Raw genomic sequence first — 22,674 nt, 5'->3', positions numbered from 1 at the left:
GCGGTGGGCGAGCGCGCGGTGATCGGCCAGCGGGGATGATCGCCCGGACCGGACAATCCGACCGAGCGGCTGGCCTAGTGACCGCGACGGTTCGTGCGCGGAGGGCGGGTGCCGGCGCCGGGGCGATCCGGGTGCGCCGGCGCGTGCCGATGTGGATCGCCGGGCCGGGGTGGACGGCCGTCAACCGGGTCGACGGGGGCCGCGCGTGGTGGGCTGTCGGGGCCGGCTCTCAGGGGGCCGGCTCTCAGGGGGGCCGGATCTCAGGGGGGCCGGCTCTCAGGGTGGGCTGGCTCTCAGGGTGGGCCGGCTCTCAGGGTGGGCCGGCTCTCAGGGTGGGCCGGCTCTTCAGGGCAGGTCGGCGAGCTCCCGTGTGAGCAGCCCGGTCAGGTGGTCGTGGCGGCCGTCGGCGATCGCGATGCCTCGGCTCGGGCCTTCGGTGATCATGAGCACGTAGAGGTGGATGCGGTACAGCGACAGCCGGATGCGGGCCGGCTCGTCGAATGGGGCCGGCCGGTATCCGGCCAGGAACGGGTGGTCGGGCAGCTCCTCGATGCGGCGCATGAGGGCGGGGGAGACGAAGTCCAGCAGCGGGTCGCCGTAGAGGTAGCGCTCGCCGTCGACCAGGCCGGTGAGCTCGCCGTCCGGGCCGGCCAGCACGTTGCCGTCCCACAGGTCGAAGTGCAGCAGCGCCGGGCGGGTCACCGCGGCCAGCGCGTCGTGGTGGCGCTCGACCACGCCGTCCAGCGGCGGCAGCGGCACGTCCCACTCGGCGGCGTCGGTGCGCAGCGCCCGGATGATGGCGCCGAACGCGGTGGGCCAGTCGCCGCCCGCGGGCCGGTTGCCGGTGTAGCCGAAATGCGGCCCGGTGATCTCGTGTACCCGGGCCATGACCGCGCCGAGCTGCTCGCGGGCCCGGGGCGAGTCGGCCTCGGTCAGCGGGCGGCCCGGCAGCAGCGACGTGACGATCCACGGACGGTCGGCGTCGTCCGAGACCGCCAGCACCTCGGGGACGGGCGCGCGCCCGGCGACCATGGCGAAGTACTCGGCCTCGGCCGGGATCAGGCCCTCCTCGTACCGCAGCATGCGAGCCGACGGCGGTGGACCCACCTTGACCACCACCGGGCGTCCGTCGTCGAGCTCGGCCCGCCAGACCGCGGCGAACGTGCCCCCGCTCAGCTCGGCGGCGCCGGTGATCCCGGCGCCCAGGCCGTCCGACACGATCTCGGCGATGTCCTTCTCGGACAGGTGGCGCTGGGTGGGACTCCGCATGAGATCAAACGGTAAGGGATCCGAGCCGGGGCTGGTGTTCGGCGAACGTGCGGTAGCGGGAGAGCTCGAGGAAGAGCCAGCCGATGCTGATGACGCCCAGGATGACGTACGCCCAGAGGTTGTTGAAGGTGTCCCAGGCCGCATGCAGCGCCACCGCGCCGGCGAAGGTCCCGATGAAGATCAGCGCGCGCTTGCCGGTCGGCGCGGCCAGCAACGCCCACAACGCCCCGGCGGTGAGCCCGGTCCACGCGGTGTGCCCGGCCGGCGACGTCAGGCCGCGGATGAACAGGGTCTGCTCGACCGCGCCGATGTTGCCGTCCGAGCTCAGCAGCGACGTGAACGCGTACCCCATGGTCTCGAGCGCCGCGAAGCCCATGCCCGACGCCACCCCGATGATCAGGCCGTCCGAGGGCAGCCGCCGCTCGTGCCGGGCCATGATCGTGAAGAGCAGGGCGACCGGGACGATCAGCTTCGCCGACTCCTCGATGACCGCGACGAAGACCATCGGCAGCATGCCCAGCCCGCGCAGGGTGTTGTACTCCAGCGTGCCGGCCACCACGATGCCGATCACCCCGCCGAAGAACGCGGCGATCGCGAGCGCCGAGGCCGGCACCTGCCAGCGGCCGGTACGGGCCTGGGCGAACGTGAGGAACGACAGGGGCACGACCGTCGCGCCGAGCAGGATCAGCGACGGGACGAAGTTGGGGTTCTGTGTGTGGACCAGGGTCCGCAACACGACGACGTAGAGGATCAGCCCGACGACCAGGACACCGAGCCACGCCCACCGGCGACTGCGATCATGCATTTACGCAGTCTGGTGGTTTCAGTGCGCCACGACCAGTGCCGGTTCCGGCTCCTCCACCGGCAGCCGGCCCGGCCGGACGACCACGTAGAAGACCAGCGTCGCCGCGACCATGCCGCCGAAGACGACGATCGCCATCGCCGAAGCGCCCACGCCGAGCACGCCGACCAGGGGAGCGGCCAGGGCGCCGACGCCGAACTGCACGGCGCCGAGCAGGGCCGCCGCGGTGCCGGCCGCCTCGCCGTGCCGGGAGAGCGCGAGCGCCGGGGCGTTGGGCATGGCCAGACCGACCGTGGCCAGCACGAACCACAGCGGGACCAGCACCCCGGCCAGCCCGCCGATGCCGGTGGTGGCCAGCAGCCACAGGACCAGACCGCCGCCGACCCCGGCCAGCAGCGCGCCGCCCAGGATCTGCTGCGGCGTCCACCGGCGCAGCAGCCGCACGTTGAGCTGGGTCGCCCCGATCAGGCCCACGGCGCCGCCGGCGAAGACGTAGGCGAACTGCTGCTCGCTCATGCCGTACTGGTCCTGAAAGACAAAGCTCGATCCGGAGACGTACGCGATGAGCGCCGCCATCGCCAGGCCGGCCACCAGGATCAGGCCGACGTACGCCCGGTCGCGGAACAGCCGCGCGTACCCGCGAACCGCGTTCTGCCGTCGGCGAGCCGCGACCGGCAGCGTCTCCGGCAGCACCAGCGCGGTGGCCGCCATGATCGACGCGCCGGCGAGCGTGAGCACCACGAACACGCCGTGCCAGGACGACACCCGCAGCACCAGCCCGCCGATCGTCGGCGCCAGGATCGGCGCGACGCCCACCACCAGCATCAACCGGGACAGCAGCCGGGCGGCCGCCAGCCCCGAGTAGAGATCGCGCACGACCGCCAGCGCCACCACCGAGGCCGCCGCCGCGCCCAGCCCCTGCAGAACCCGCAGCGTGCCGAGGACCGCGAGGTTGGGCGCCACGATGCAGAGCACCGACGCGAGCACGTGCACCCCGATGCCCGCGAGCAGCGGCAGGCGCCGTCCCCAGGCGTCCGACAGCGGGCCCACGATCAGCTGGCCGAGCGCCAGCCCGAGCAGCGTGCCGGTCAGCGTGAGCTGCACCGACGCGGCGCCGGCGTGCAGATCCTCGGTGATCTTCGGAAGCGACGGAAGGTACATGTCGATGGTCAGCGGCCCAAGGGCGCTCAGGAAGCCGAGCACGAGGACGACTGAGGGTCGCCGAGATCTATCCACAACTCAGGTCAAGTCTGCTCGCGTCGGCATTCTTCCGGCTCGTCTCTCTCCGTAATCCTGATCACAAGCTGGTTTGGGTTGTTCGTTGTGCTTCCGGTTGTTGCGTCCGCCGCCTCCCCCGCCCTGTTCCTGGGTGGGTGGAGAAGTTAGCGCCCCCGTACGACATTCCTCGCGCGTTATCCACAGGAGTCGCTAGTGTCGGGCCATGTCCAGCCCCGGAGACGTGCCGCCCGAGATCCTCGATCGGTTACGCGCGATCTGCCGCGGGCTGCCGGAGGCGTACGAGGAACCGGCTTGGATCGGCATCCGCTGGCGGATCCGCGCCCGGACCGTCGCCCACGTCTACACGCCCGACCCGGAGCGCTTCCCGGTCTACGCCCGGTACCTGGTCGCGGGGGAGGCGCCGACGGTGATGACGTTCCGGGTGCCGCTCGACGACCTGCTCGGCCTGACCGCCGACGGTTTCCCGTACTTCCGCGCACCGTGGGGCCCCAACGTCGCCGCCGCCATCCTCGGCGACCACACCGACTGGACCGAGATCGCCGAGCTCGTCACCGACAGCTACTGCCAGATGGCCCCGAAGTTCCTGGCGGCCCGGGTCGGCCTCTAGGGTTGGCCGGTGAGCAACCCTTTCGACGACGATTTTCGCCCCTTCGGCCGCGGCCCTGAACACGTTGCGCTGGGCGTACGCGATGGGCGCGACGACGTTGGGTGAGGCCTACGACATGCTCGACCAGCTGGAGATCAGCAACGACGTGCCCGAGGTGCTGGGCGAGGACGACACCATCGAGGGCGTACGCGAGGAGCTCGAATTCGGCCTCGAGACGGCCGGCGCCGATACGCCGCTGGGGTCGCTGCTTTAGTCGGTTCGTGGTTTTGTGTTGTTTACCCTACCCCACCCCGTTCACTGGGTGGGGTGAGATTACGGCTGCGGTACGACACTTTCTCTGCGTTATCCATAAGGCGTTGGCTGATTCGCCTCGCCAGGTCGATCTCGAGCGGCGCTGAGGCGTGTATCAGCAGCTGAGAGCCTCGGAGCGCCGGTCTTGGGCAGCCTCTGAGGTTGGCATGATCGAACGCTTACCGCGGGCCTTTAATTGCCGGGACAATGGATTCATGCGGCAGGGGCAGTTGTTCACCGAGGCGGAAATAGCGACGATGCGCGACCGCACCCGTGCCCGCAATTATTCTCCGGCGCGTGCGGCATTTCGTCGCGACCAGCGATGCCGCCGCGACTTCGGGCTGATGAGGCGTCATGCGGAGCGACTGCGCCGGCTGCGCGAGGGCATCCTGATCCGTGAGGACGGCTTCCTCGTCCACCGGCGGGCCGGTCCTCCGGCCGACAGGGTGGACCGCTCAGGCGGTGAGGCCTCGGCTCGTGCTCGGGTATCGAACGTCGCCCCGGCGGGGACTTCCGCTCCGGCTGGTGGTCCCGCCTCCGCACCGGCTCCCGCTTTGGCGCCGGCTCCGGTTTCCCCGCCGGCTCTGGTTTCCGTGCCGGCTCCCGTTTCTGCGCCGGCTCCGGTTTCCGTGCCGGCTCCCGTTTCTGCGCCGGCTCCGGTTTCCGTGCCGGCTCCCGTTTCTGCGCCGGCTCCGGTTTCCGTGCCGGCTCCCGTTTCTGCGCCGGCTCCGGTTTCCGTGCCGGCTCCCGTTTCTGCGCCGCCTCCGGCTTCCGTGCCGGCTCCGGTTCTTGCGCCGGCTCCCACTCCCGTGCGGGCTCCCGCCTCAACCTCGACCCAGACCGAAACCCGGACCCCGACCTCGGCTGTGGTTTCGATTGGGACCTCGGCCGCCGAGCGGAACTTGGCTACGGCTCTGGATTCGGTTTTGGCTCCGACCTTGAACGGGCTCGGCGGACGGCGGTCGCGGGGGGCCGCCGTCCGAGTGGGAGTTCGGCTGGTATGCGTTGCGCGGTGGAGGAAGGCGGGCGTGCGTATTGCCGTGGGACGGAGCCGGCCTGCGTCGCACGGTGCGGGAGGTCGGCACAGGTCTACGTGGCGGGGCGGCGCCGGCATGCGGCTCACGGTGGGGACGGCACGCGTCGGCGGTCGGGTGGGGTCGGCACTAGTTGTGCAGTGGCTGGTTCTGTCGCGCGCCGCGGGGTGGAGGGCGGTGCCGGCGCGTGCCGCTGGCCTCGATCGCCGGCGGCGGCCAGCTTGTCGGCGCTGCTGGCGGTGCCGACGTTGCGGCGGTGCGGCAACTGCCGACGGGCTCGGCCGAGTGCGGACAAGGGGATCAGGCGCGGGCAAAGTGCCGCGGCCTTCCGGCTGGTGCTTGGGAAATCCATTGCACACCGCACTCATTACTCGGCCCGGGCGGTATTGCTACCGCCCGGGCCGGTTACTCCCCCGAAGAAAGTCCTGTTAGAAGGGCGTCATGGTGATGGAGGCCAGCCGTGGGTCGCCGTCGTGTACCAGGGACTCCTGGTTCTGGACGTCGTCGAAGGCGAAGGCGTACGCCTTGCCGTCGACCATGTTCTGGTGGATGGCCCTGGCGTAGAGGTTTGCCGGGTCGCCCTGGTAGAAGTCGGCGCCCGTGCCGCTCGGCTGGGTGTCGAGCCGGCCCAGCGTGCCCCGGCTCAGCGCCGCGCACAGCGTCCGCGCGATCGGGCCGACTACCTGGTCGTTGGGGGCGCCCAGCGCGCCGTCACAGCCCCAGACGTTGGCGGTGGAGGGCTTGTTGAACGAAGCCACCACGTTGCCGCTGGTGTCGGTGAAGTTCATGACGTTGCCGGCGGTGCGGCCGAAGAACTTGGTGTCGGGGCGGTCGCCGAACGGCACCACGGTCAGGGTCTTGCTCGCGTACGCGCTCCAGGCGCTGTTGATGTAGGAATCGAGGTAGGTGGGGCTCATCAGCCCGGCGTCGGCGGCCTTGCCCGGCGCCAGCACCCGCAGCACCGTGCCGTCCGCCCCGGTGACCACGCTCTTGGCGAAGTCGGGCGAGCCCTTGATCGTGTCGATCACCTTCTGCCGGCCGCCCGCCTTGAGCTCGCCGGTGGAGAGCACGGCCCCGTTGCCGCCGGTGACGCTGACGATGTGCGGCACCGCGAACATGTCGACCTGCGAGCTGTTCAGGAACAGGCCGCCGTCGTCGAGGGTGAACTCGCTCCAGTCGAAGAGGATGTCGTGGTTGGGATCGCCGCCGGCCCACGGCGCCGGCTGCACCAGGCCGTCGGTGGACAGCCGGAAGTCGAGCTTCTTCCCGAACGACATGTAGAGCCGGCCGGAGAGACCGCGCGGGATCTTGATCGTGGTGCTGGCCCCGGTGAGCGGGATCGAGACGTCGGGGGCCGGCACCGGCACGGCGGCGCCCCCGGTCCAGTTCGTGAACGCCCCGGCCGCGTTGACGTAGCCGAGCTTGCCGGTCTTCAGGTTGGTGCCGAGCACGTACAGGAAGACGGTTTCGTTCCGCCCGGTCTTGTTGCTGACCGTCACCGGAAGCGTGTCCGAAGCGGGTGGAATGTCGGCCTTGGGGGCGTCGGCGGTGGGCGCGGCCGACGAGGGGGCGGGAGCGGCGGTGGTGGGCCGGACCGTGGTGGGCGCAACGGTCGGCAAAGCGGTCGGCAAAGCGGCCGGCACGGCGGCGGAGGTGGGCGTCGAGACCACGGTCCCGTTGCAGGGGAGGCCGTTGATCTTGCAGTTGACGGGCTGGCCGCCGGCGCCGACGAACCCGAAGGTCGTCGTGGCGCCGACGGCAACCGACCCGTTCCAGTCCCGGTTCGCGAAGGTGACGTGTTGCCCAGACACGGTCGCCTGCGCGTCCCAGAAGCTGCCGATCTTGGCACCCGCCGGCAGATCGAACTCCACCTTCCAGGACGACATGGCGGCAGCGCCCGAATTACTGACCGTCACCTCGTCCTGCCAGCCGCTGCCCCAGTCGGACACGACCCGCACGGACGCGGTCGGTGCCGCGGCCGAGGCGGGAAGGGCGAACCAGGTCGTCGCCGCGGCCGCCACCGCGGCACCGGCCGTGAGGAAGAGAGTTCGTTTGCGAGGCACGCTTGCTCCAGGATCGGGGGACAGGGACCTCGCAATCTTGAAAAAGAAGCGACGCCGGCGAACAGGTCTTTACAGTTCCTTTAAGGTGCATGTGCCCCTTTGTGCAGCCACCCTTACCCCCGGTGCCACTTCTGGTTGGCGGTCCCGCCGCAGTCCCAGGTCTGCAGCGCCGCGCCCCAGTTGCCGTTCCAGTCCTTGATGTCCACGCACTTGTTGGCCTGCGGATTCACCAGGTCGCCGGCGGCCGAGAGCACGAACTGCTGGGCCGGGTTGCCGCTGCAGGTGGCGATCTGGACGACCGCGCCGTTCGCGGTCGAGCCCCACGCCACGTCCATGCACTTGTTGTTCGAGGTCTGCAGCGTCCCGTTCACGAATGTCCACTTCTGGGCGCCGGACCCGTTGCAACCCCACATCTGCAGCGGTACGCCGTCGGCGAAGTTGGAGTTGGGCACATCGATGCACAGTCCGTTCCAGTCGCTGATCACCGCCGACGTGGATCCGCCGCCGCTCGTGGTCAGTGACAGTCCGTAAGCGCCGAGGATCTCGTTGACCGGCTGGAACCACATCGTGCCGCCGGACGTGCAGTTGCCCGAACCGCCCGAGGTGACCCCCTGCGCCTGGTTGCCCGAGATCCACGAGCCGCCGGAGTCGCCCGGCTCGGCGCACGCGTTGCTGCGGGACAGCCCGGAGACCGAGCCCTGGGCGTAGACGACCGTCTCGTTGCGGCCGAGCAGCGTGCCGCAGCGCCAGCCGGTGGTGCGGCCCGAGCGGCAGATCGAGCTGCCGATGGCGGCGTCCTGCGAGCCCGCGACCACCACGTTGCCGCCCGCGTAGTTGTTGACCCAGGGCTGCGGCGTCCAGTTGCCGTTGGTCCGGATCCAGGAGTAGTCGTTGCCCGGGAACGACGAGCCGGCGAACGTGCCCTGGCTGACGTTGTTGTAGCCGAGCGTCGGGCTGCCGGCGCCGCCGCAGTGCCCGGCGCTGACGAAGCCGCCGGCCACCGCGAAGCCGACCGAGCACAGCGTGTTGCCGTTGATCACGTACTGGTCGCCGCCGCGGATGTCGTACATCGTCCGCGGCTGCTCGGCCATCGTCTCGACGGTGACCGCGCCGGCCCCACTGCCCTGCGCAAACTGCCGCGCCGCGCGCTCGGCGCCGGGCTTGGCCAGCACGACGACCCGGTTTCCGGGCACATCGACATACCAACCCCGGACGGAGGCCCGCGCCGCTTCGGGGGCGTGGCGGTCGAGCCGGGTGCGTGCGGAGGCGAGGTCGGCATCCGAGCGGCCGGCCAGCACCGGCGTGGCGCCTTCCGCTCGTACGGCGGCCTCGGAAGAAGCGGAAGTCACCGCGACCGTGAGTCGCGTCGCCCCCGCGGGGATCCACGCGCCCGCGAAGGAGGAGCCGAGCCGGGCGCGCAACCGCTTCTCCACCACCGGGGCCGCCGCCTCGGTGCGCAACCGCACGGCGATCTGGCCGTCGTCGAGCTTGAGGTCGCGGCGCATGGCGGCGAGCATGCCGGGCGCGAGATCGAAATTTACCCCCGCCGCTGGGGCGGGCTGGGGAGTCAGGGTCACGGCCGCGATCACCGCAGCGGCGGTCGCGAGCATTCTTCGGCTCATCGGGGGAGTCCTTCCACACGCGAGAAGCAGGGGAAACGGAGGAAGGAGAGCGCTCTCTGCATCGGAGTCTGTCTATCCGTGACAACGCTGTCAAGAAACCTTCCGGAAACCTGCCCGGACGCACCGGCGTGTCCTGTATCGCCTGCCCTCGCCGTCACCCCGGGGACCGTGCAAGGCTGGGTCTTTCCGTCCGGCGCGAACGATGGGACACGGGGCCATGGGCATGATCAAAGTCGTCGGGCTGGTGCTGCACCCGCGCCGCGACTGCGGCTCGGCGATCGACGCCATCGTGGCGTGGGCCAACCGGCGCGGGGTGACCGTGCTCGGCCTGCACGACGAGATCAACCGGATCGACTGCGAGGCGGTGGCCGTCACCCAGGAGGAGATGGTCGAGCGGGCCGGCCTGCTGGTCAGCCTGGGCGGCGACGGCACCATGCTGCGCACGATGCGCCTGGTCGAGGGCCGCAAGACCCCGGTGCTCGGCGTCAACGTGGGCCGGCTGGGCTTCCTGGCCGAGGTCGACCTGCCCGATCTGGCCGGCGCGCTCTCCGCGATCGACGAGCACCGGTTCACCATCGAGTCGCGCACGGCGGTGCGCACGGTGCTGCCGGACGGCAAGGAGGTCTCGGCCTTCAACGACATCGCGCTGGTACGGGTGCCGGGCGACGGACTGGCGGCGGTCGGCATCTGTGTCGAGGGCAAGAGCTTCGTCAACTACGCGGCCGACGCGGTGATCGTGTCGACGCCGACGGGCTCCACCGCGTACTCGTTCTCGGCCGGCGGCCCGATCGTCTCGCCCAACGTCGAAGGCCTGATCGTCAGCGCCTCGGCCGCGCACTCCTCGTTCAACCGCTCGCTCATGCTCGCGCTCAGCGAGCGGCTCGAGCTCGCGGTGCTCTCGCCGAGCGGCCGGCTCGCGATCGAGGTCGACGGCATCATCGAGGGCCACGCGGGGCCGGAGGACAAGCTGGAGATCGAGCCGGTGCCGGCCGCCGCCCAGGTGGTACGGCTCGGCAACACCTCGTTCTACGAGCGGGCCCGCCGCAAGCTGCGGGTCGAGGGCAGCGCCCAGGTCGGCCCGGCCGACCCGGCCGACAGCGCGGTGGTGGTCGACAGCTTCGAGCGCCAGCGCTACGAGATCCTGCTCGGCGGCGAGGTCGCCGGGGTGCTGCACTACCGGCGGCACGGCGGCCTGATCGAGCTGATGCACACCGAGATCGAGCAGACCTTCTCCGGTCAGGGGCTGGCCGGCCGGCTCGCCTCGGCCGCCCTCGAGGACGCCCGCGCCCGCGCCACCCCGGTCATCGCCACCTGTCCGTTCGTCACCGGCTACCTGGAACGTCACCCGGAGTACTCCGACCTGCTATCAGATGGGGTTTGACACATGGGCCATCCCGCCATCCTGACCGTCGACGACGACCCCTCGGTCTCCCGGGCGATCGCTCGCGACCTGCGCCGCAAGTACGGCGAGGAGTACCGCATCCTGCGGGCCTCCTCGGCGGCCGAGGCGCTGGAAGCGCTCCGCGAGATCAAGCTGCGCGGCGGCCGGGTCGCCGTCATGCTCGCCGACTACCGGATGCCGCAGATGAACGGCATCGAGTTCCTGGAGCAGGCGATGGACCTGTTCCCCAACGCCCGGCGCGCGCTGCTTACGGCGTACGCCGACACCGACGCCGCGATCCAGGCGATCAACGTGGTCGACGTCGACCACTATCTGCTCAAGCCCTGGGACCCGCCGGAGGAGAAGCTCTACCCGGTGATCGACGCCCTGCTCGACGCCTGGCAGGCCACCGGCGACCGCGAGGTCGAGGACATCCGCGTCGTCGGGCACCGCTGGAGCGAGCCGTCGTACCAGCTGCGCGACTTCCTGGCCCGCAACCTGGTGCCGTACCGGTGGCTCGCCGCCGACGAGCCGGAGGGCCGTCGTCTGCTCGAGGCGGCCGGCGTCGGCCCCGAGTCGGTGCCGCTGGTGGTCACCGCCGACGGCCGGGCGATGGCCCAGCCGAGCACGACCGAGGTCGCCGAGGCGGCCGGGCTCACCACCACGCCGGGCCGCGACTTCTACGACCTGATCATCGTGGGTGGCGGGCCGGCCGGGCTCGGCGCCGCGGTGTACGGCGCCTCCGAGGGTCTCAAGACGCTGCTGGTCGAGCGGCAGGCGGTCGGTGGCCAGGCCGGCCAGAGCTCGCGCATCGAGAACTATCTGGGCTTCCCGGACGGCATCTCCGGCGCCCAGCTCACCGACCGGGCGCGGCGGCAGGCCGGCAAGTTCGAGGCCGAGGTGCTCAACACCCGCGAGGTCACCGGCCTGCGGCTGGACGGCTCGGCCCGCACGCTGACGTTCGCCGACGGCGGCGAGGTGTCGGCGCACTCGATCGTGCTGGCGACGGGCGTGGCGTACCGCCCGCTCGCGGCCGACGGCATCGCCCGGCTCACCGGCTCCGGCGTCTACTACGGCTCGGCCTCGACCGAGGGCCCGGCCTGCGCCGGCGCCGACGTCTACATCGTCGGCGGGGCGAACTCGGCCGGCCAGGCGGCGCTGTTCTTCGCCCGGTACGCCAAGAAGGTCACCCTGCTGGTCCGCGGCCAGTCGCTCGAGTCGTCCATGTCGTACTACCTGATCCAGCAGCTGAACCGCACCGAGAACATCGAGGTGCGCACCAACTGCGAGGTGATCGCGGCGCACGGCGAGGGCCACCTGCAGGCCATCACCATCTGCGAGAACAAGGGCACGCTGGAGACGACGGTCGAGTGCGGGGCGCTGTTCGTCTTCATCGGCGCCGAGCCGCGCACCGACTGGCTGGGCGAGACCGTGGAGCGCGACGGCAAGGGCTTCGTCTACACCGGGCCGGACCTGCTCGCGAGCGGATCCCGGCCGAAGGGATGGGATCGGGACCGCGATCCGTTCTACCTGGAGAGCAGTGTTCCTGGCATCTTCGCCGCCGGCGACGTCCGGGCCAACTCGGTCAAGCGGGTGGCCTCGGCGGTCGGCGAGGGCGCGATGGCCGTCACGCTGGTCCATCGTTACCTGGAGGCGCAGTAATGACCGACGAAACCCCCGTCCTCGTCCCGTGCGACCCGGGCGCGCTCACTCCGGACGAGCTGCGCACCCTGTTCCTGTTCGAGAAGCTGACCGACGAGCAGCTGGCCTGGATCGCCGCACACGGCTGCACCATGCACATGCCCGCGGGCGGCGTGGTGATCCGCGAGGGCGACCCGGCCGACCAGTTCTTCGTGCTGCTCAGCGGCACCATCGCGCTGACCCGCAAGGTCGGGCAGGACGAGGTGCAGACGACCCGCACCGAGCAGCGCGGCGTCTACATGGGCGCGACCCAGGCCTACCTGCGCGACGACGGCGTGCCCCGCAACTACATGGCGTCCATGCGCGCGCTCGACGACGCCGACTTCTTCGTGATGTCGGCGGCCGACTTCGGGCACATGATGCGCGAGTGGTTCCCGATGGCGATCCACCTGCTCGAGGGCCTGACCCTGGGCATGCGCAGCACGGCCGCGGCGATCAGCGAGCGGCAGCGGCTGGCGGCGCTCGGCGCGCTCTCGGCCGGGCTCATGCACGAGCTGAACAACCCGGCCGCGGCCGCCTCCCGGGCCGCCGCCGCCCTGCGCCAGCGGGTCGCCGGCATGCGGCACAAGCTCGGCATGCTGGCCGCCGGCAAGGTGCCGACCGACCGGCTCGTGGCGCTGGTCGAGCTGCAGGAGGACGTGATCGAGCGGGCGGCCAAGGCGCCGTCGCTCACCGCCATGCAGACCGCCGACCGCGAGGACGAGCTCGGCGACTGGATGGACGAGCACGACGTCACCGGCGGCTGGGACCTGGCGCCGGTCTTCGCCCAGGCCGGGCTCGACATCGACTGCCTCGACGAGATCAAGACCCGGGTCGGCTCGCCCGAGCTGCTCGACCAGGCCATCCACTGGCTCGGGTACGCGCTCGAGACCGAGCAGTTGATGAGCGACATCGAGGACGCCACCGGCCGGGTGTCGTCGCTGGTCAACGCGGCCAAGCAGTACTCGCAGATGGACCGGGCCGCGCACCAGTGGATCGACGTGCACGGCGGGCTGAAGTCGACGCTGGTCATGCTCAACCACAAGATCGGTGAGGGGATCAAGGTCGTCAAGGACTTCGACCGGTCGCTGCCGCAGATCCCGGCCCACCCGGCCGAGCTCAACCAGGTCTGGACGAACCTGATCGACAACGCGGTCCAGGCCATGAACGGCGTCGGCACCCTGACGATCAAGACGTACCGGGAGGACGACCACGTGGTCGTCTCGATCGGCGACACCGGCCCCGGCGTACCGGAGGACCTCAAGAAGCGGGTCTTCGAGCCCTTCTTCACCACCAAGCCGGTCGGCGAGGGCACCGGTCTCGGCCTCGACATCTCCTACCGCATCGTGGTCAACGGCCACGGCGGCGACATCGTCCTCGACTCGAAGCCCGGCGACACCCGGTTCATGGTGCGGCTTCCGGTGGCCGAGCCGGCGTCGGCCTAAATCGTTGGACCTTGCGCGTACGGCCGGGGGATCGTGAACGGCGTGCGACAGGACCTGCTGTGGGACGCCGACGCCGCCCGGCGCTACGACACGCCAGGCGAGGGCATGTTCGCCCCCGAGGTGCTCGGGCCGACGGTCGATCGGCTCGCCGCGCTGGCGGGGGCGGGCGCCGCGCTCGAGCTGGCGATCGGCACCGGGCGGGTGGCGATTCCGCTGGCGAACGCCGGGGTGCCGGTCACCGGCATCGAGCTCTCGCCCGCCATGATTGACCAGTTGCGGACCAAGGTGGGCGAGGCCGAGATCCCGGTGATCGCCGGCGACATGGCCACGGCCACGGCGCCCGGCCGTTTCACCCTCGCCTACCTGGTCTTCAACACGATCTCCAACCTGCTGACCCAGGCCGAGCAGGTCGCCTGCTTCCGCAACGCCGCGCGCCACCTCGAGCCGGGCGGCCGTTTCGTGATCGAGCTGTGGGTGCCCCAGCTGCGTGAGCTGGCGCCCGGCCTCGGCGGCGTGGCGACGGTGACCGAGCCCGGTTACATCCTGGTCGACACCTACGACCCGCTGCGGCAGCACGTCGTCTCGCATCACTTCCGCTTCGACGAGCGGGTCGACGGCGGCCGCGAGGCCAAGGTCTACCGCACCCCGCACCGCTACATCTGGCCGGCCGAGCTCGACCTGATGGCCCAGCTGGCCGGCTTCGAGCTGGAGTCGCGGCACGCCGACTGGTCGGGCGCGGAGTTCACGGCGGAGTCCGGCTCGCACGTCTCGGTCTACCGGCTCGTTGGCACGAACGTGTGAGGGAGCGCTCCCGCAAGATTCCTACGCTGTGCGGCATGAAGCGCGTTCTTCCCCTTGCCGCCCTTGTCCTGCTCGCCGGCTGCACCACCCAGGCGACCACCTCGCCGTCGGCCACCACGGCCGCGCCCGCCGGCTCGTCGAAAGCGGCCGCGACCCCGACCTCGGATCCCGGCGACGGCGAGGGTGACGGCGCCGGCGGCGGAAAGCCGGTCGCGAGCCCGACCCGGACCTCGGACCCCGGCGACGGCGACATGCTGGCCGGCCTCGGCACCGACGCCGACTGGAAGAAGCTGGTCATGCCCTGCCCGAACGCGGGCCAGAAACCGGTCGTCCAGAAGGTGATCACCGGGGACGTCAACCGCGACGGCACGCACGACGCCCTGGTCGCCCGCAGCTGCGAGGCGCAGACCTCCTACTGGCCCTCCACCGTGGAGATCTTCGACGGCGCCTCGCCCGCCACCTCGCCGAGGCGCCTCGCCACGCTGCTCGCCGACGTCGGGCCGGACGACCAGCCGTGGGTGGTCTCGCTGCGGGTCGACGGCGGCGCGGTGGTGATCAAGGCGTACGGGGTCGACGAGCACAGCAACAACGCGTGTCCCGATCTGACCTTCACCTACCGCTACCGCCTCGACGGCAAGGGCGCCCACCGGGAGCAGCGACAGGTCGCGAACGCGAACAAGTGCCTCCCGGTGGGCTGACCCGTGGGAACCGGCCCGCTCAGAGCAGGCCGCGCACGTAGGCGGCCTGGCCCGCGTGCTGCGCGTCGTCGTCGATGACGCTGACCAGCCGCACGCCCAGCGTGACCGGCGGGTCCCAGGCGGTGTCCACCACCCGGTCGAGGTCGGCCTCGCTGAGCCCGGCGATGTACGAGAGCGTGCGCTCGTGGACGGCCCGGTAGTAGTCCTCGAGCACCTGCGCGCTCTCCGGGACGACCTGCGTGATCTGGTTGGGGCGGTGACCGTAGCCGGTGTCGGACGGGTCGGCCTTGAGGCCGAACCGGGGCGCCCAGTCACCGGTCAGGTAGATCTGCTCGTCGCCGATCAGGTCGGCCACGTGATCGTCCTGCACCCGGGTCAGATGCCAGACCAGCCAGCCGATCGAGTTCGCCCCCGGCGCCGGCGACCAGCGCAGCTGGTCGGGGGTGAGGTCGTGCACGGCGGTGTGCACGAGATCGGGAATCCGCCCGAGCCCCTCGGTCAGGATGTCCTTGGCATTCATGCTGCTTACTCCGTCCCGTTGTCCGGGTTCTGAGTATCCGCGCCCTTCTGGGGCGCGATGCCGGAACCGGAGCCGCTACCGGAGCCGGAGCCGCCGCCGGAGCCGGAGCCGGTCCCGCTGCCGGTGCCGCCGCCGGCGTCTCCGCCGCTGGTGCCGGTCGGATTTTGGGTGGGCGCATCGGTCGCCGGCGCTTCCGTGGAGGCGGGGGCCGGGCTCGTCGCGTTGCCGCTGGGCGTCGGCGCCTCGGTGGTCGCCTGCTGGCCGGGCTGGTCGGTCGACGTCGCGCTGGGCGAGGCCGACTCCGACGGCGTCGGCGTCGACTTATCTGATTTGTCGGACTTGCCGCTGTCGTCCCCCAGGATGCTGGAGATCGTCGAGCGGTCTCCCGTCCCGCCCCGGGTCGCGTCCGCGATCGACTTGCCGGAGATCAGCTCCGCGACCGTGAGCGTGCCCAAGGCCAGGACGAACAGTGCGCCCGCCACCAGCGCCACCCGCTTCCAGCGGATCTTCTTGGGGGACGCGTCCATGGCCGGCAGGGCGACCGTGGTGTCGGCGGCGGCCGCGACCGGCGGCGTGCCCACCGCGGCCGGAGCCGCCGTGAACGTGCCGACCAGCTTCTGGTGGCCTCGCTGGATCGAGCGTTGGTAGATCTCGGTGCCGACCGAGCCGATCAGGCTGGCCACGGCGGCCCCGGCGAGCGTGCCCGCGACGCCCAGGAACGAGCCGATCACCGCCGCGGACAGCGCGGCCAGCACACCGGCGATGGTCTTGGGAATGTCGATGCCGGACCAGATCCGGTCCGGTGCGTGCTCAGTCATGTCCTCCTCGGCCCTTACTTCGGTCTCCCCGGTGAGCTACTCGCCTTTACCGCACGGCCGCTTGCTAAACCCCGGCGCTCGGCCAGGACCTCGCGCAGCGGCCGCACCACGATGCCCTCGGCGGCCAGGTGCCGCCGGGCCAGCCTGCGGTTACGCAGGATCGCGACGAGCCCGATCGCGAAGATGAGATATTGCGCGCTCATCGCGATCTTGAAGTCACCGATGTCGTAGTCGGCGTGTCCGCCGGTGCGGGCGTCCAGGATCAGCCCGATCAGCTCGATGCTGACCAGCGACGCCACGAAGCCACCGACGTTGACCACCCCGGTCGCCGTCCCGAGGCGGCTCGGCGGGTTGAACGTACGCGCATAGTCGAAGCCGATCATCGAACCGGGACCGCCGAGCCCCAGCGCGACCACCAGCGTCACCAGCACGGCCAGCGGCGCGTGACCCGGCCACGCGAGCACCATCGCCCACGCGCCCGCGTTCATCCCCACGATGCCCAGCACCAGCCACGACCGGCGCAGCGGGTGCCTCTGCACCATAACCCCGATCAGCGGCCCGGCTGCCATACCGACCAGCACGAACAGCGTGAGCAGCGTGCTGGCCGTCTCCCGGTCGAGGCCCTCGCCGGCGATGAGGAACGGGAAGCCCCACATCAGCGCGAAGACCGTGCCGGTGAACTGGGTGGTGAAGTGCGACCACAGCCCGAGCCGGGTGCCCGGGTGCCGCCACGCGCCGGCCAGGTCGGCGCCGAGCTGACGCATGGTGATCGGCGCACCCCGGCTGATCTTCCGCTCCGGCGTGTCCCGCAGGGCGGCGGTCGCGGCCAGCACCACGAAGACGCCGGTGCCGGCGGCGCCGAGAAACGCCGTGGTCCAGCCGGGACCGGCGAGCAGAGCCGCCAGCGGTACGGCCGAAAGCACCTGCCCGGCCTGTCCGACGAGCCCGGTCAGCTGGGTCACGACCGGGACGCGCCGGGCCGGGAACCAGCCCGGGACCAGGCGCAGCACGCTGATGAACGTCATCGCGTCGCCCGCGCCGACCAGCACCCGGGCCAGGACCGCGCCGCCGACGCCGTCCGCCGTCGCCATCAGCGCCTGCCCGACCGCCATGATCAGGCCACCGGTCACCACCAGGCGCAGCGAGCCGAACCGGTCGAGCAGAAGCCCGACCGGCACCTGCAGGCCGGCGTAGACGAGAAGCTGCAGCACCGCGAACGAGGCGAGCGCGCCGGCGCCGATGTGGAACCGCTCCTGCGCGTCCAGCCCCGCCACCCCGAGCGAGGTGCGGTGCAACACCGCCATGATGTACGCGGCGAGCCCGGCGGCCCATACCGCCCAGGCCCGTCGGCCGGGTCGCAGGGGCATGGTTCGCCTTCCATCTCGCTGGCACTCGCGTACCGGGCCAAGCCTTCTCTCCGGTTCGCGCCGGGGCAACGGATCGCGGCCCAGGCCACACGTGCGCCTGCTCACGTACCGAACGGGTGACCCGATTCCTTTCGCGGTCCCGGCCGGTCTGCACCACCATGGATGCCATCGACGAGGCCACCACCCTGACCGACGCGTTCGAGCGGGAACGACGCGGGTTGCTGGCGCACGCGTACCGGATGCTCGGCGTGCGCGACGACGCCGAGGACGTGGTGCAGGAGACCTATCTGCGCGCGCTGCGGGGGTGGCCGGGCTTCGACGGGCGGGCGTCCGTACGCACCTGGCTGTACCGGATCGCCACCAACGCCTGCCTCACCGCGCTCGACGGCCGTAAGCGGCGCGCCCTGCCGTCGTCGGAGGCGGTGGCCGACGCCGTCGACTGGGTCGGCCCGTTCCCGGCCGACCCCGCCGACTCGGTGACCGCCCGCGAGGGCGTCCGGCTCGCCTTCATCGCCGGCATCCAGCACCTGCCGCCCCGCCAGCGCGCGGTGCTGCTGCTGCGCGAGGTGCTGGCGTTCTCGGCGGCCGAGACCGGCGAGATCCTCGAACTGTCGGTCCCGGCGGTGAAGAGCGCCCTGCAGCGGGCCCGGGCCCGGATGGACGCGGTGGCCCCGGCCGCGACGACGTGCTGGAGCCGGACGACCCCCGCTCGCGCGAGCTGCTCGGCCGCTACATGGCGGCGTGGGAGGCGGCCGACCCGGTCGCGTTCCGCGAGATCCTGCGGGCCGACGCCCTGATCGAGCAGGCCGGCTCGCCCGTGGTGGCCCGCGGCCGCGACGCCTGCCTGGCCTTCGCCGGCCCGTCGATGGGCGCCCCCGGCGATTGGCGGATGACCCCGGCGGTCGTCAACGCCCAGCCGGCCGCGCTCGCCACGTGGCACGGAACGCCGTACGGGATCGCGGTCCTGACCACCACGCCGACCGGAATCCTCGCGGTGACGCTGTTCCCCGCCGCCACCTGAGGGCGGCCCCCACGCCGGGTCGATCTTGATCTACTGTCAGGCGTCCACCTCAAGATCGGCAGTCGGGGGAACCGCATGCACCTCAGGCGCTCGGCTGGTGCCGTCTTCGCCGTGACCGCGCTGGGAGTAGCGCTCACGCCCACTCCCGCGCTCGCCGCCACCACGTCGATCGCCCGGCTCTACGGGCCCGGGGACATCCGGCTCACCGCCGGGGACGGGCAGCGCAACACCATCCGGATCACGGCCGCCGGCCGGGTCGTGACGTTCGACGACGACTTCCCGATCACGGCCGGCACGGGCTGCGCCGCGGTCGCCGGCGACGCCACGAAGGTCACCTGCACGTTCACCGGCACGCCGGCCGCGCTTCCCGTCGTCGTCTACGCCGGGGACGGCGATGACGTCATCACCGACGACAGCGGCTACGGCATGCTGGCCTACGGCAACCGCGGCGACGACACTCTCGTCGGCTCCCGGACGGCGGGCGACCGGCTGGCCGGCGAGGGCGATGCCGATTTCCTCCAGGGTCGCGGGGGTAACGACCAGGTCGAGGGCGGCACCGGGAACGACCGGGTCTACGGCCATGACGGCGACGACACCGTCAGCGGCGGCCCCGGCAACGACTTCGTCTCCGGCGGCAACGGCCGCGACAGCGTCGCGGCCGGCACGGGTAACGACAATCTGCACGGCGACCTCGGCAACGACAGCCTGACGACCGCCGACGGGGGCGACAGCCTCCACGGCGACGGGGGCGACGACGGCATCTCCGGCTCCGACGGAGCGGACAAGCTTTACGGCGAAGACGGCAACGACACCATCCTGGGCGGTGCCGGGGACGACGCCGTGAGCGGGTCGGCCGGTGACGACTACCTCGAGGGCGACGGCGGTGACGACACCATCGACGGCGGCGCCGGCAACGATCTCGTGAAGGGCGACGGCGACGAAAACGCGCTGTACGGCGGCGACGACATGCTGTACGGCGGCGACGGCGACGACACTCTGACCGGCTCGACCGGCGCCGACTACGCCGACGGCGGGGCCGGCGCCGACCGGTTCAACTACGGCGGCCGTACCGCCCCGGTGACCGCCGACCTGGACGACGAGCTGGGCGACGATGGCGTGGCCGGTGAGCACGACTCGCTGATCGGCATCGAGAATCTCAACGGCGGCCTCGGCGACGACCTGCTGACCGGAAACGACGCCGCGAACGAGATCTTCGGCGGCCACGGCGACGACCGGATCGCCGGCTTGGGCGGCGACGACCGCCTGCTCGGCGACACCCCGCTCTTCCCTACCGCGTCGGAGGTCGACGCCCTGGACGGCGGCGACAACGGCACCGACGCGGGTGACTACTGCAAGCTGTCCGACGCCCGGGGCACGACCGTCAACTGCGAGACCGTTCAGTAAGCGCCGGAGCTGCCGCCGGCTGCCGGCTCGGCGAGGCCGGCCGTCGACCCGGTCGACCAGCCCACCGGCCGGATGAGCTCGTCCGCCACCCAGCGGGCGACGCCGGCCGGGTAGGGCGGCTCCAGGCTCAGCACCAGGTGGTCGAAGCCGGCCTCGAGCGCCCGGCTCATCGCCTCCCGGGTCGCGGCCGGCTGGTCGTAGGAGGCCGGCAGGACCATCGCGCGGGTGATCGCGGCCGGGTCGCGGCCGATCTCGGCGCAGTAGCGGTCGAGCAGCGCGCTGCGCTCGATGCAGTCGTCGAGGTCGCCGCCCGGGACGTTCCACAGGTCGGCGTGCTCGGCCACCACCCGCAGCAGCTTGGCCGACCGCCCACCGATCATGATCGGCGGATGCGGCCGCTGCACCGGCTTGGGATTGCCGAAGGCCCCCTCCAGCCGCACGAACTCGCCGTCGAAGTCGAACGGCTCGGCCGAGGTCCACAGTTTCCGGATCACGGTCAGCCCCTCGGCCAGGGCCGACACCGAGTGCCCGAAGTCGTGGTAGGGCAGCCCGTAGCCGGCGTACTCGCGCCGGGCCAGCGGATGACCCGGCCGCGAGCCGGCCCCGATGCCGAAGTCGAGCCGGCCGCCGGAGACCACGTCGACGGTCGTGGCGATCTTCGCGAGCACCGCCGGTGGCCGGAAGCGGTTGCTGGTCACCAGCAGTCCGAGGCGCAGCCGCTCGGTCCGGGCCGCGAGCGCCGACAGCAGCGTCCAGCCCTCCAGGATCGGCCCATCCGGGTCGCCGCCGATCGGCATGAGGTGGTCGAAGAGCCAGGCGTGCTCGATCTCGGCGATGCCGTCCGCCTCCGCCCAGACCCGCAGGATGTCCTGGTAGCCGACCTGCATGGGCGCCGTCATGATTCCGATCCGCATGGATCGTCCCTCCGGGTTAGCATGTCCTGAAGCGGAACCTCGTTCCGTTTCGACAATACGGAACCAGGTTCCGTTTTGTAAAGAAGGGGTCCGGGTGAGCGAGGAGCCGAAGCGGAAGGACGCGCGCCGCAACAAGCAGTCGCTGCTGGACGCGGCCGCCGCCGAGTTCGTGGCGCAGGGCGTCGGGGCGCCGGTGCGTGACATCGCCGCGCGGGCCGGTGTCGGCGTCGCGACGATCTACCGGCACTTCCCGACCCGGGCCGACCTGGTCGTCGCCGTCTACCGCCACCAGGTCGAGTCGACCGCCGAGGCCGGGCCGGCGCTGCTGGCGGCGGGCCCGACCGCGCACCGGGCGCTGGCGAAGTGGATCGACTTGTTCGTCGACTTCCTGGTTACCAAGCACGGCCTGGCCGAGGCGCTCCAGTCCGACGACGCCGCCTTCCAGAGCCTGCACGCGTACTTCCTCGACCGGTTGGTGCCGGTCTGCGCCACGCTGCTGGACGCCGCGGCGCGGGCGGGAGAGATCCGTCCCGGCACCGGCGCCTTCGAGCTGATGTACGGCGTCGGCAACCTCTGCATCGGCGCCGGCAAGGACCCTCGCTACGACGCCCGCCGGCTGGCCGGTCTGCTGGTCGACGGCCTACTCGTCCACTAGCCGGACCGGCGCGCCGGGTGCCAGGAAATCGCGCAGGCGGGCGGCTTCCGCGAGGAGCGGATCAAAATCCACGCGCCCGTACGGCCGGAGCACCATCTCCCGGTCGAGCAGCTGCCACGTGCCCTGCCACTCGCCGTCGACCAGGAACGTGCCGGTCGTGGCGCCCGGCCCCGGCGGCAGCGGGACCCGTCGCCGGGCCGGGTTGAAGCGCGTGCGATCGGCGTGGGCGAGCAGCAGATTGTCGTACTCGGGCAGGAACCGGGGCGGCGCCGGCACGTCCTCGTCCGGCCGGGGCGCGTCCGGCAGGTCGAACACCGCCCGGCCGTCCTCGGTCGTGAACCGGATCAGCGGCAGCCGCGCGACCACCTTGGCGAGGCGGGTCAGCCCCGACCACATCTGCAGGTCGGCGACGCTCGCCGGTCCGAACGCCGCCAGGGCCCGCAGTACCAGATCGTCGACCGGGGTCACCCGCAGCGGCTCGCCCAGCCATGACTCCACCGGCGTCCACGCCGCCGGCCCGGTGCGCCCCCACACCCCGCGCGGCGGCACCTGGGAGATCGGCACCTCCTGCGCCGCCGCGAACGCCAGCGCGCCCGGTTCGGCGTCCGGCCATCGAGTCCGCAGCAGCCGGCCCAGCTCGGCCCGCGTGCGCGGCCGCGCGGTCAGCAGCCGGGTCGCCTCCGCGCGCAGCTCCGCGCGGTCGACGTCGAGTCCGCGGACGAGCGGGGCGATCGAACCGGCGTGCCGGGCCCGGAAATGGAGCTGCCAGTCGAGGCAGTCGCGGGCGCTGACCAGGTGGACGGTCGCCCGCATGAGGTGGGTGCGGACCACCCGGCGTTCCTCGGTCAGCTTCGACAGCTCGGCGGGGTCGAAGCCGGCGAGGCGGGTCCACAGGCCCACGTACGGAGCGAGCGGGGCCTGGGCCTGCATGCCACCCAGAGCCTCGATCGCGTCGAGGACGGGCCGGGTGTGCCGTTCCAACAGGAGCTGCCGGGCGAGCGTGGCCCGGCCCAGGGCCCGGCGGCTCAACGTGGTCATGCGGC

General features: G+C 71.7%; 22 protein-coding genes. 11 read left to right on the top strand and 11 right to left on the bottom strand.

The window, feature by feature from the left end:
• Positions 1-345: 345 nt before the first annotated feature.
• From ACQP2F_RS36980 to ACQP2F_RS36970, 3 genes are read right to left on the bottom strand one after another with little or no spacing between them, the layout of a single operon-like run.
• The gene (locus ACQP2F_RS36980; RefSeq protein ID WP_433295881.1) at positions 346-1,269 is read right to left on the bottom strand and encodes a phosphotransferase; all 924 of its coding nucleotides are present in this window, start codon (positions 1,267-1,269) and stop codon (positions 346-348) included.
• 4 nt (positions 1,270-1,273) lie between these two features.
• Positions 1,274-2,074 carry a PrsW family intramembrane metalloprotease gene (locus ACQP2F_RS36975; protein WP_433295879.1) on the bottom strand — a complete coding sequence of 267 codons (801 nt, stop codon included), beginning with the start codon at positions 2,072-2,074 and terminating at the stop codon, positions 1,274-1,276.
• Between the two features lie 18 nt (positions 2,075-2,092).
• Positions 2,093-3,274: a multidrug effflux MFS transporter gene (locus tag ACQP2F_RS36970; RefSeq protein WP_433295877.1), complete on the bottom strand. Its 1,182-nt coding sequence runs from the start codon at positions 3,272-3,274 to the stop codon at positions 2,093-2,095.
• A gap of 238 nt (positions 3,275-3,512) precedes the next feature.
• On the opposite strand from ACQP2F_RS36970, the gene ACQP2F_RS36965 reads away from it, so the two are divergent.
• Both ACQP2F_RS36965 and ACQP2F_RS36960 read left to right on the top strand, forming a co-directional pair.
• Positions 3,513-3,917: an MmcQ/YjbR family DNA-binding protein gene (locus tag ACQP2F_RS36965; RefSeq protein WP_433295875.1), complete on the top strand. Its 405-nt coding sequence runs from the start codon at positions 3,513-3,515 to the stop codon at positions 3,915-3,917.
• Positions 3,918-3,999: 82 nt separating this feature from the next.
• Entirely contained in the window at positions 4,000-4,170 is a 171-nt protein-coding gene (locus ACQP2F_RS36960) for a hypothetical protein (protein WP_433295873.1), read from the top strand.
• A 217-nt stretch (positions 4,171-4,387) separates the two neighbouring features.
• Here ACQP2F_RS36960 and ACQP2F_RS36955 read toward each other — a convergent pair whose 3' ends face one another.
• The 3 genes from ACQP2F_RS36955 to ACQP2F_RS36945 form a co-directional block, all read right to left on the bottom strand.
• A complete protein-coding gene (locus ACQP2F_RS36955; protein ID WP_433295871.1) occupies positions 4,388-4,627 on the bottom strand; it encodes a hypothetical protein in 240 nt (79 codons plus the stop codon).
• 1,043 nt (positions 4,628-5,670) lie between these two features.
• Entirely contained in the window at positions 5,671-7,305 is a 1,635-nt protein-coding gene (locus ACQP2F_RS36950) for a beta-1,3-glucanase family protein (protein WP_433295869.1), read from the bottom strand.
• A gap of 113 nt (positions 7,306-7,418) precedes the next feature.
• Positions 7,419-8,927, bottom strand: coding sequence for a ricin-type beta-trefoil lectin domain protein (locus ACQP2F_RS36945; RefSeq protein ID WP_433295867.1), 1,509 nt, complete (start codon positions 8,925-8,927; stop codon positions 7,419-7,421).
• Positions 8,928-9,150: 223 nt separating this feature from the next.
• Here ACQP2F_RS36945 and ACQP2F_RS36940 point away from each other — a divergent pair, with 223 nt between their 5' ends.
• Genes ACQP2F_RS36940 through ACQP2F_RS36920 form a run of 5 tightly spaced genes read left to right on the top strand, consistent with a single transcriptional unit; the run spans position 9,151 to position 14,932 of the window.
• The gene (locus tag ACQP2F_RS36940; RefSeq protein WP_433295865.1) at positions 9,151-10,308 is read left to right on the top strand and encodes an NAD(+)/NADH kinase; all 1,158 of its coding nucleotides are present in this window, start codon (positions 9,151-9,153) and stop codon (positions 10,306-10,308) included.
• 3 nt (positions 10,309-10,311) lie between these two features.
• Positions 10,312-11,970, top strand: coding sequence for an FAD-dependent oxidoreductase (locus ACQP2F_RS36935; RefSeq protein WP_433295863.1), 1,659 nt, complete (start codon positions 10,312-10,314; stop codon positions 11,968-11,970).
• Positions 11,970-13,433, top strand: a complete 1,464-nt coding sequence (locus ACQP2F_RS36930) for an ATP-binding protein (protein WP_433295861.1) — start codon at positions 11,970-11,972, stop codon at positions 13,431-13,433. The genes ACQP2F_RS36935 and ACQP2F_RS36930 overlap by 1 nt, the downstream gene beginning before the upstream one ends.
• Before the next feature lie 42 nt (positions 13,434-13,475).
• Positions 13,476-14,234, top strand: a complete 759-nt coding sequence (locus ACQP2F_RS36925) for a class I SAM-dependent methyltransferase (protein WP_433295859.1) — start codon at positions 13,476-13,478, stop codon at positions 14,232-14,234.
• Between the two features lie 35 nt (positions 14,235-14,269).
• Positions 14,270-14,932: a hypothetical protein gene (locus tag ACQP2F_RS36920; protein WP_433295857.1), complete on the top strand. Its 663-nt coding sequence runs from the start codon at positions 14,270-14,272 to the stop codon at positions 14,930-14,932.
• A gap of 19 nt (positions 14,933-14,951) precedes the next feature.
• Here the strand turns inward: ACQP2F_RS36920 and ACQP2F_RS36915 are convergent, their stop codons facing one another.
• The 3 genes from ACQP2F_RS36915 to ACQP2F_RS36905 are packed head-to-tail and all read right to left on the bottom strand — an operon-like array spanning position 14,952 to position 17,637.
• Positions 14,952-15,452, bottom strand: coding sequence for a mycothiol transferase (locus ACQP2F_RS36915; protein ID WP_433295855.1), 501 nt, complete (start codon positions 15,450-15,452; stop codon positions 14,952-14,954).
• A 5-nt stretch (positions 15,453-15,457) separates the two neighbouring features.
• Positions 15,458-16,270 carry a hypothetical protein gene (locus tag ACQP2F_RS36910; protein WP_433295853.1) on the bottom strand — a complete coding sequence of 271 codons (813 nt, stop codon included), beginning with the start codon at positions 16,268-16,270 and terminating at the stop codon, positions 15,458-15,460.
• Between the two features lie 14 nt (positions 16,271-16,284).
• Positions 16,285-17,637 (bottom strand): MFS transporter, encoded by a 1,353-nt coding sequence (locus ACQP2F_RS36905; RefSeq protein ID WP_433295851.1) that lies wholly within the window; start codon positions 17,635-17,637, stop codon positions 16,285-16,287.
• Positions 17,638-17,753: 116 nt separating this feature from the next.
• Between ACQP2F_RS36905 and ACQP2F_RS36900 the strand changes: the two genes are divergently transcribed.
• From ACQP2F_RS36900 to ACQP2F_RS36890, 3 genes are all read left to right on the top strand, one after another.
• Complete coding sequence (locus tag ACQP2F_RS36900) at positions 17,754-18,434, top strand: sigma-70 family RNA polymerase sigma factor (protein WP_433295849.1); 681 nt, start codon at positions 17,754-17,756, stop codon at positions 18,432-18,434.
• The gene (locus ACQP2F_RS36895) at positions 18,371-18,658 is read left to right on the top strand and encodes a hypothetical protein (RefSeq protein WP_433295847.1); all 288 of its coding nucleotides are present in this window, start codon (positions 18,371-18,373) and stop codon (positions 18,656-18,658) included. Before ACQP2F_RS36900 ends, ACQP2F_RS36895 begins: the two co-directional genes overlap by 64 nt.
• 111 nt (positions 18,659-18,769) lie before the next feature.
• Positions 18,770-20,062: a calcium-binding protein gene (locus ACQP2F_RS36890; RefSeq protein WP_433295845.1), complete on the top strand. Its 1,293-nt coding sequence runs from the start codon at positions 18,770-18,772 to the stop codon at positions 20,060-20,062.
• On the opposite strand, the gene ACQP2F_RS36885 is transcribed toward ACQP2F_RS36890, so the two are convergent.
• On the bottom strand, positions 20,056-20,976 hold the full coding sequence (locus tag ACQP2F_RS36885) for an LLM class flavin-dependent oxidoreductase (RefSeq protein ID WP_433295843.1): 921 nt from the start codon (positions 20,974-20,976) through the stop codon (positions 20,056-20,058). The genes ACQP2F_RS36890 and ACQP2F_RS36885 overlap by 7 nt on opposite strands.
• A gap of 94 nt (positions 20,977-21,070) precedes the next feature.
• Here ACQP2F_RS36885 and ACQP2F_RS36880 point away from each other — a divergent pair, with 94 nt between their 5' ends.
• Positions 21,071-21,631, top strand: coding sequence for a TetR/AcrR family transcriptional regulator (locus ACQP2F_RS36880; RefSeq protein ID WP_433295841.1), 561 nt, complete (start codon positions 21,071-21,073; stop codon positions 21,629-21,631).
• Here the strand turns inward: ACQP2F_RS36880 and ACQP2F_RS36875 are convergent.
• On the bottom strand, positions 21,617-22,669 hold the full coding sequence (locus ACQP2F_RS36875; RefSeq protein ID WP_433295839.1) for a winged helix DNA-binding domain-containing protein: 1,053 nt from the start codon (positions 22,667-22,669) through the stop codon (positions 21,617-21,619). The two genes, ACQP2F_RS36880 and ACQP2F_RS36875, sit on opposite strands and share 15 nt — an antisense overlap.
• Between the last annotated feature and the right edge of the window lie 5 nt (positions 22,670-22,674).

This window comes from Actinoplanes sp. CA-030573 (assembly GCF_050951115.1).
Classification (GTDB): domain Bacteria; phylum Actinomycetota; class Actinomycetes; order Mycobacteriales; family Micromonosporaceae; genus Actinoplanes.
This window is presented reverse-complemented; position numbering and strand designations above follow the sequence as displayed.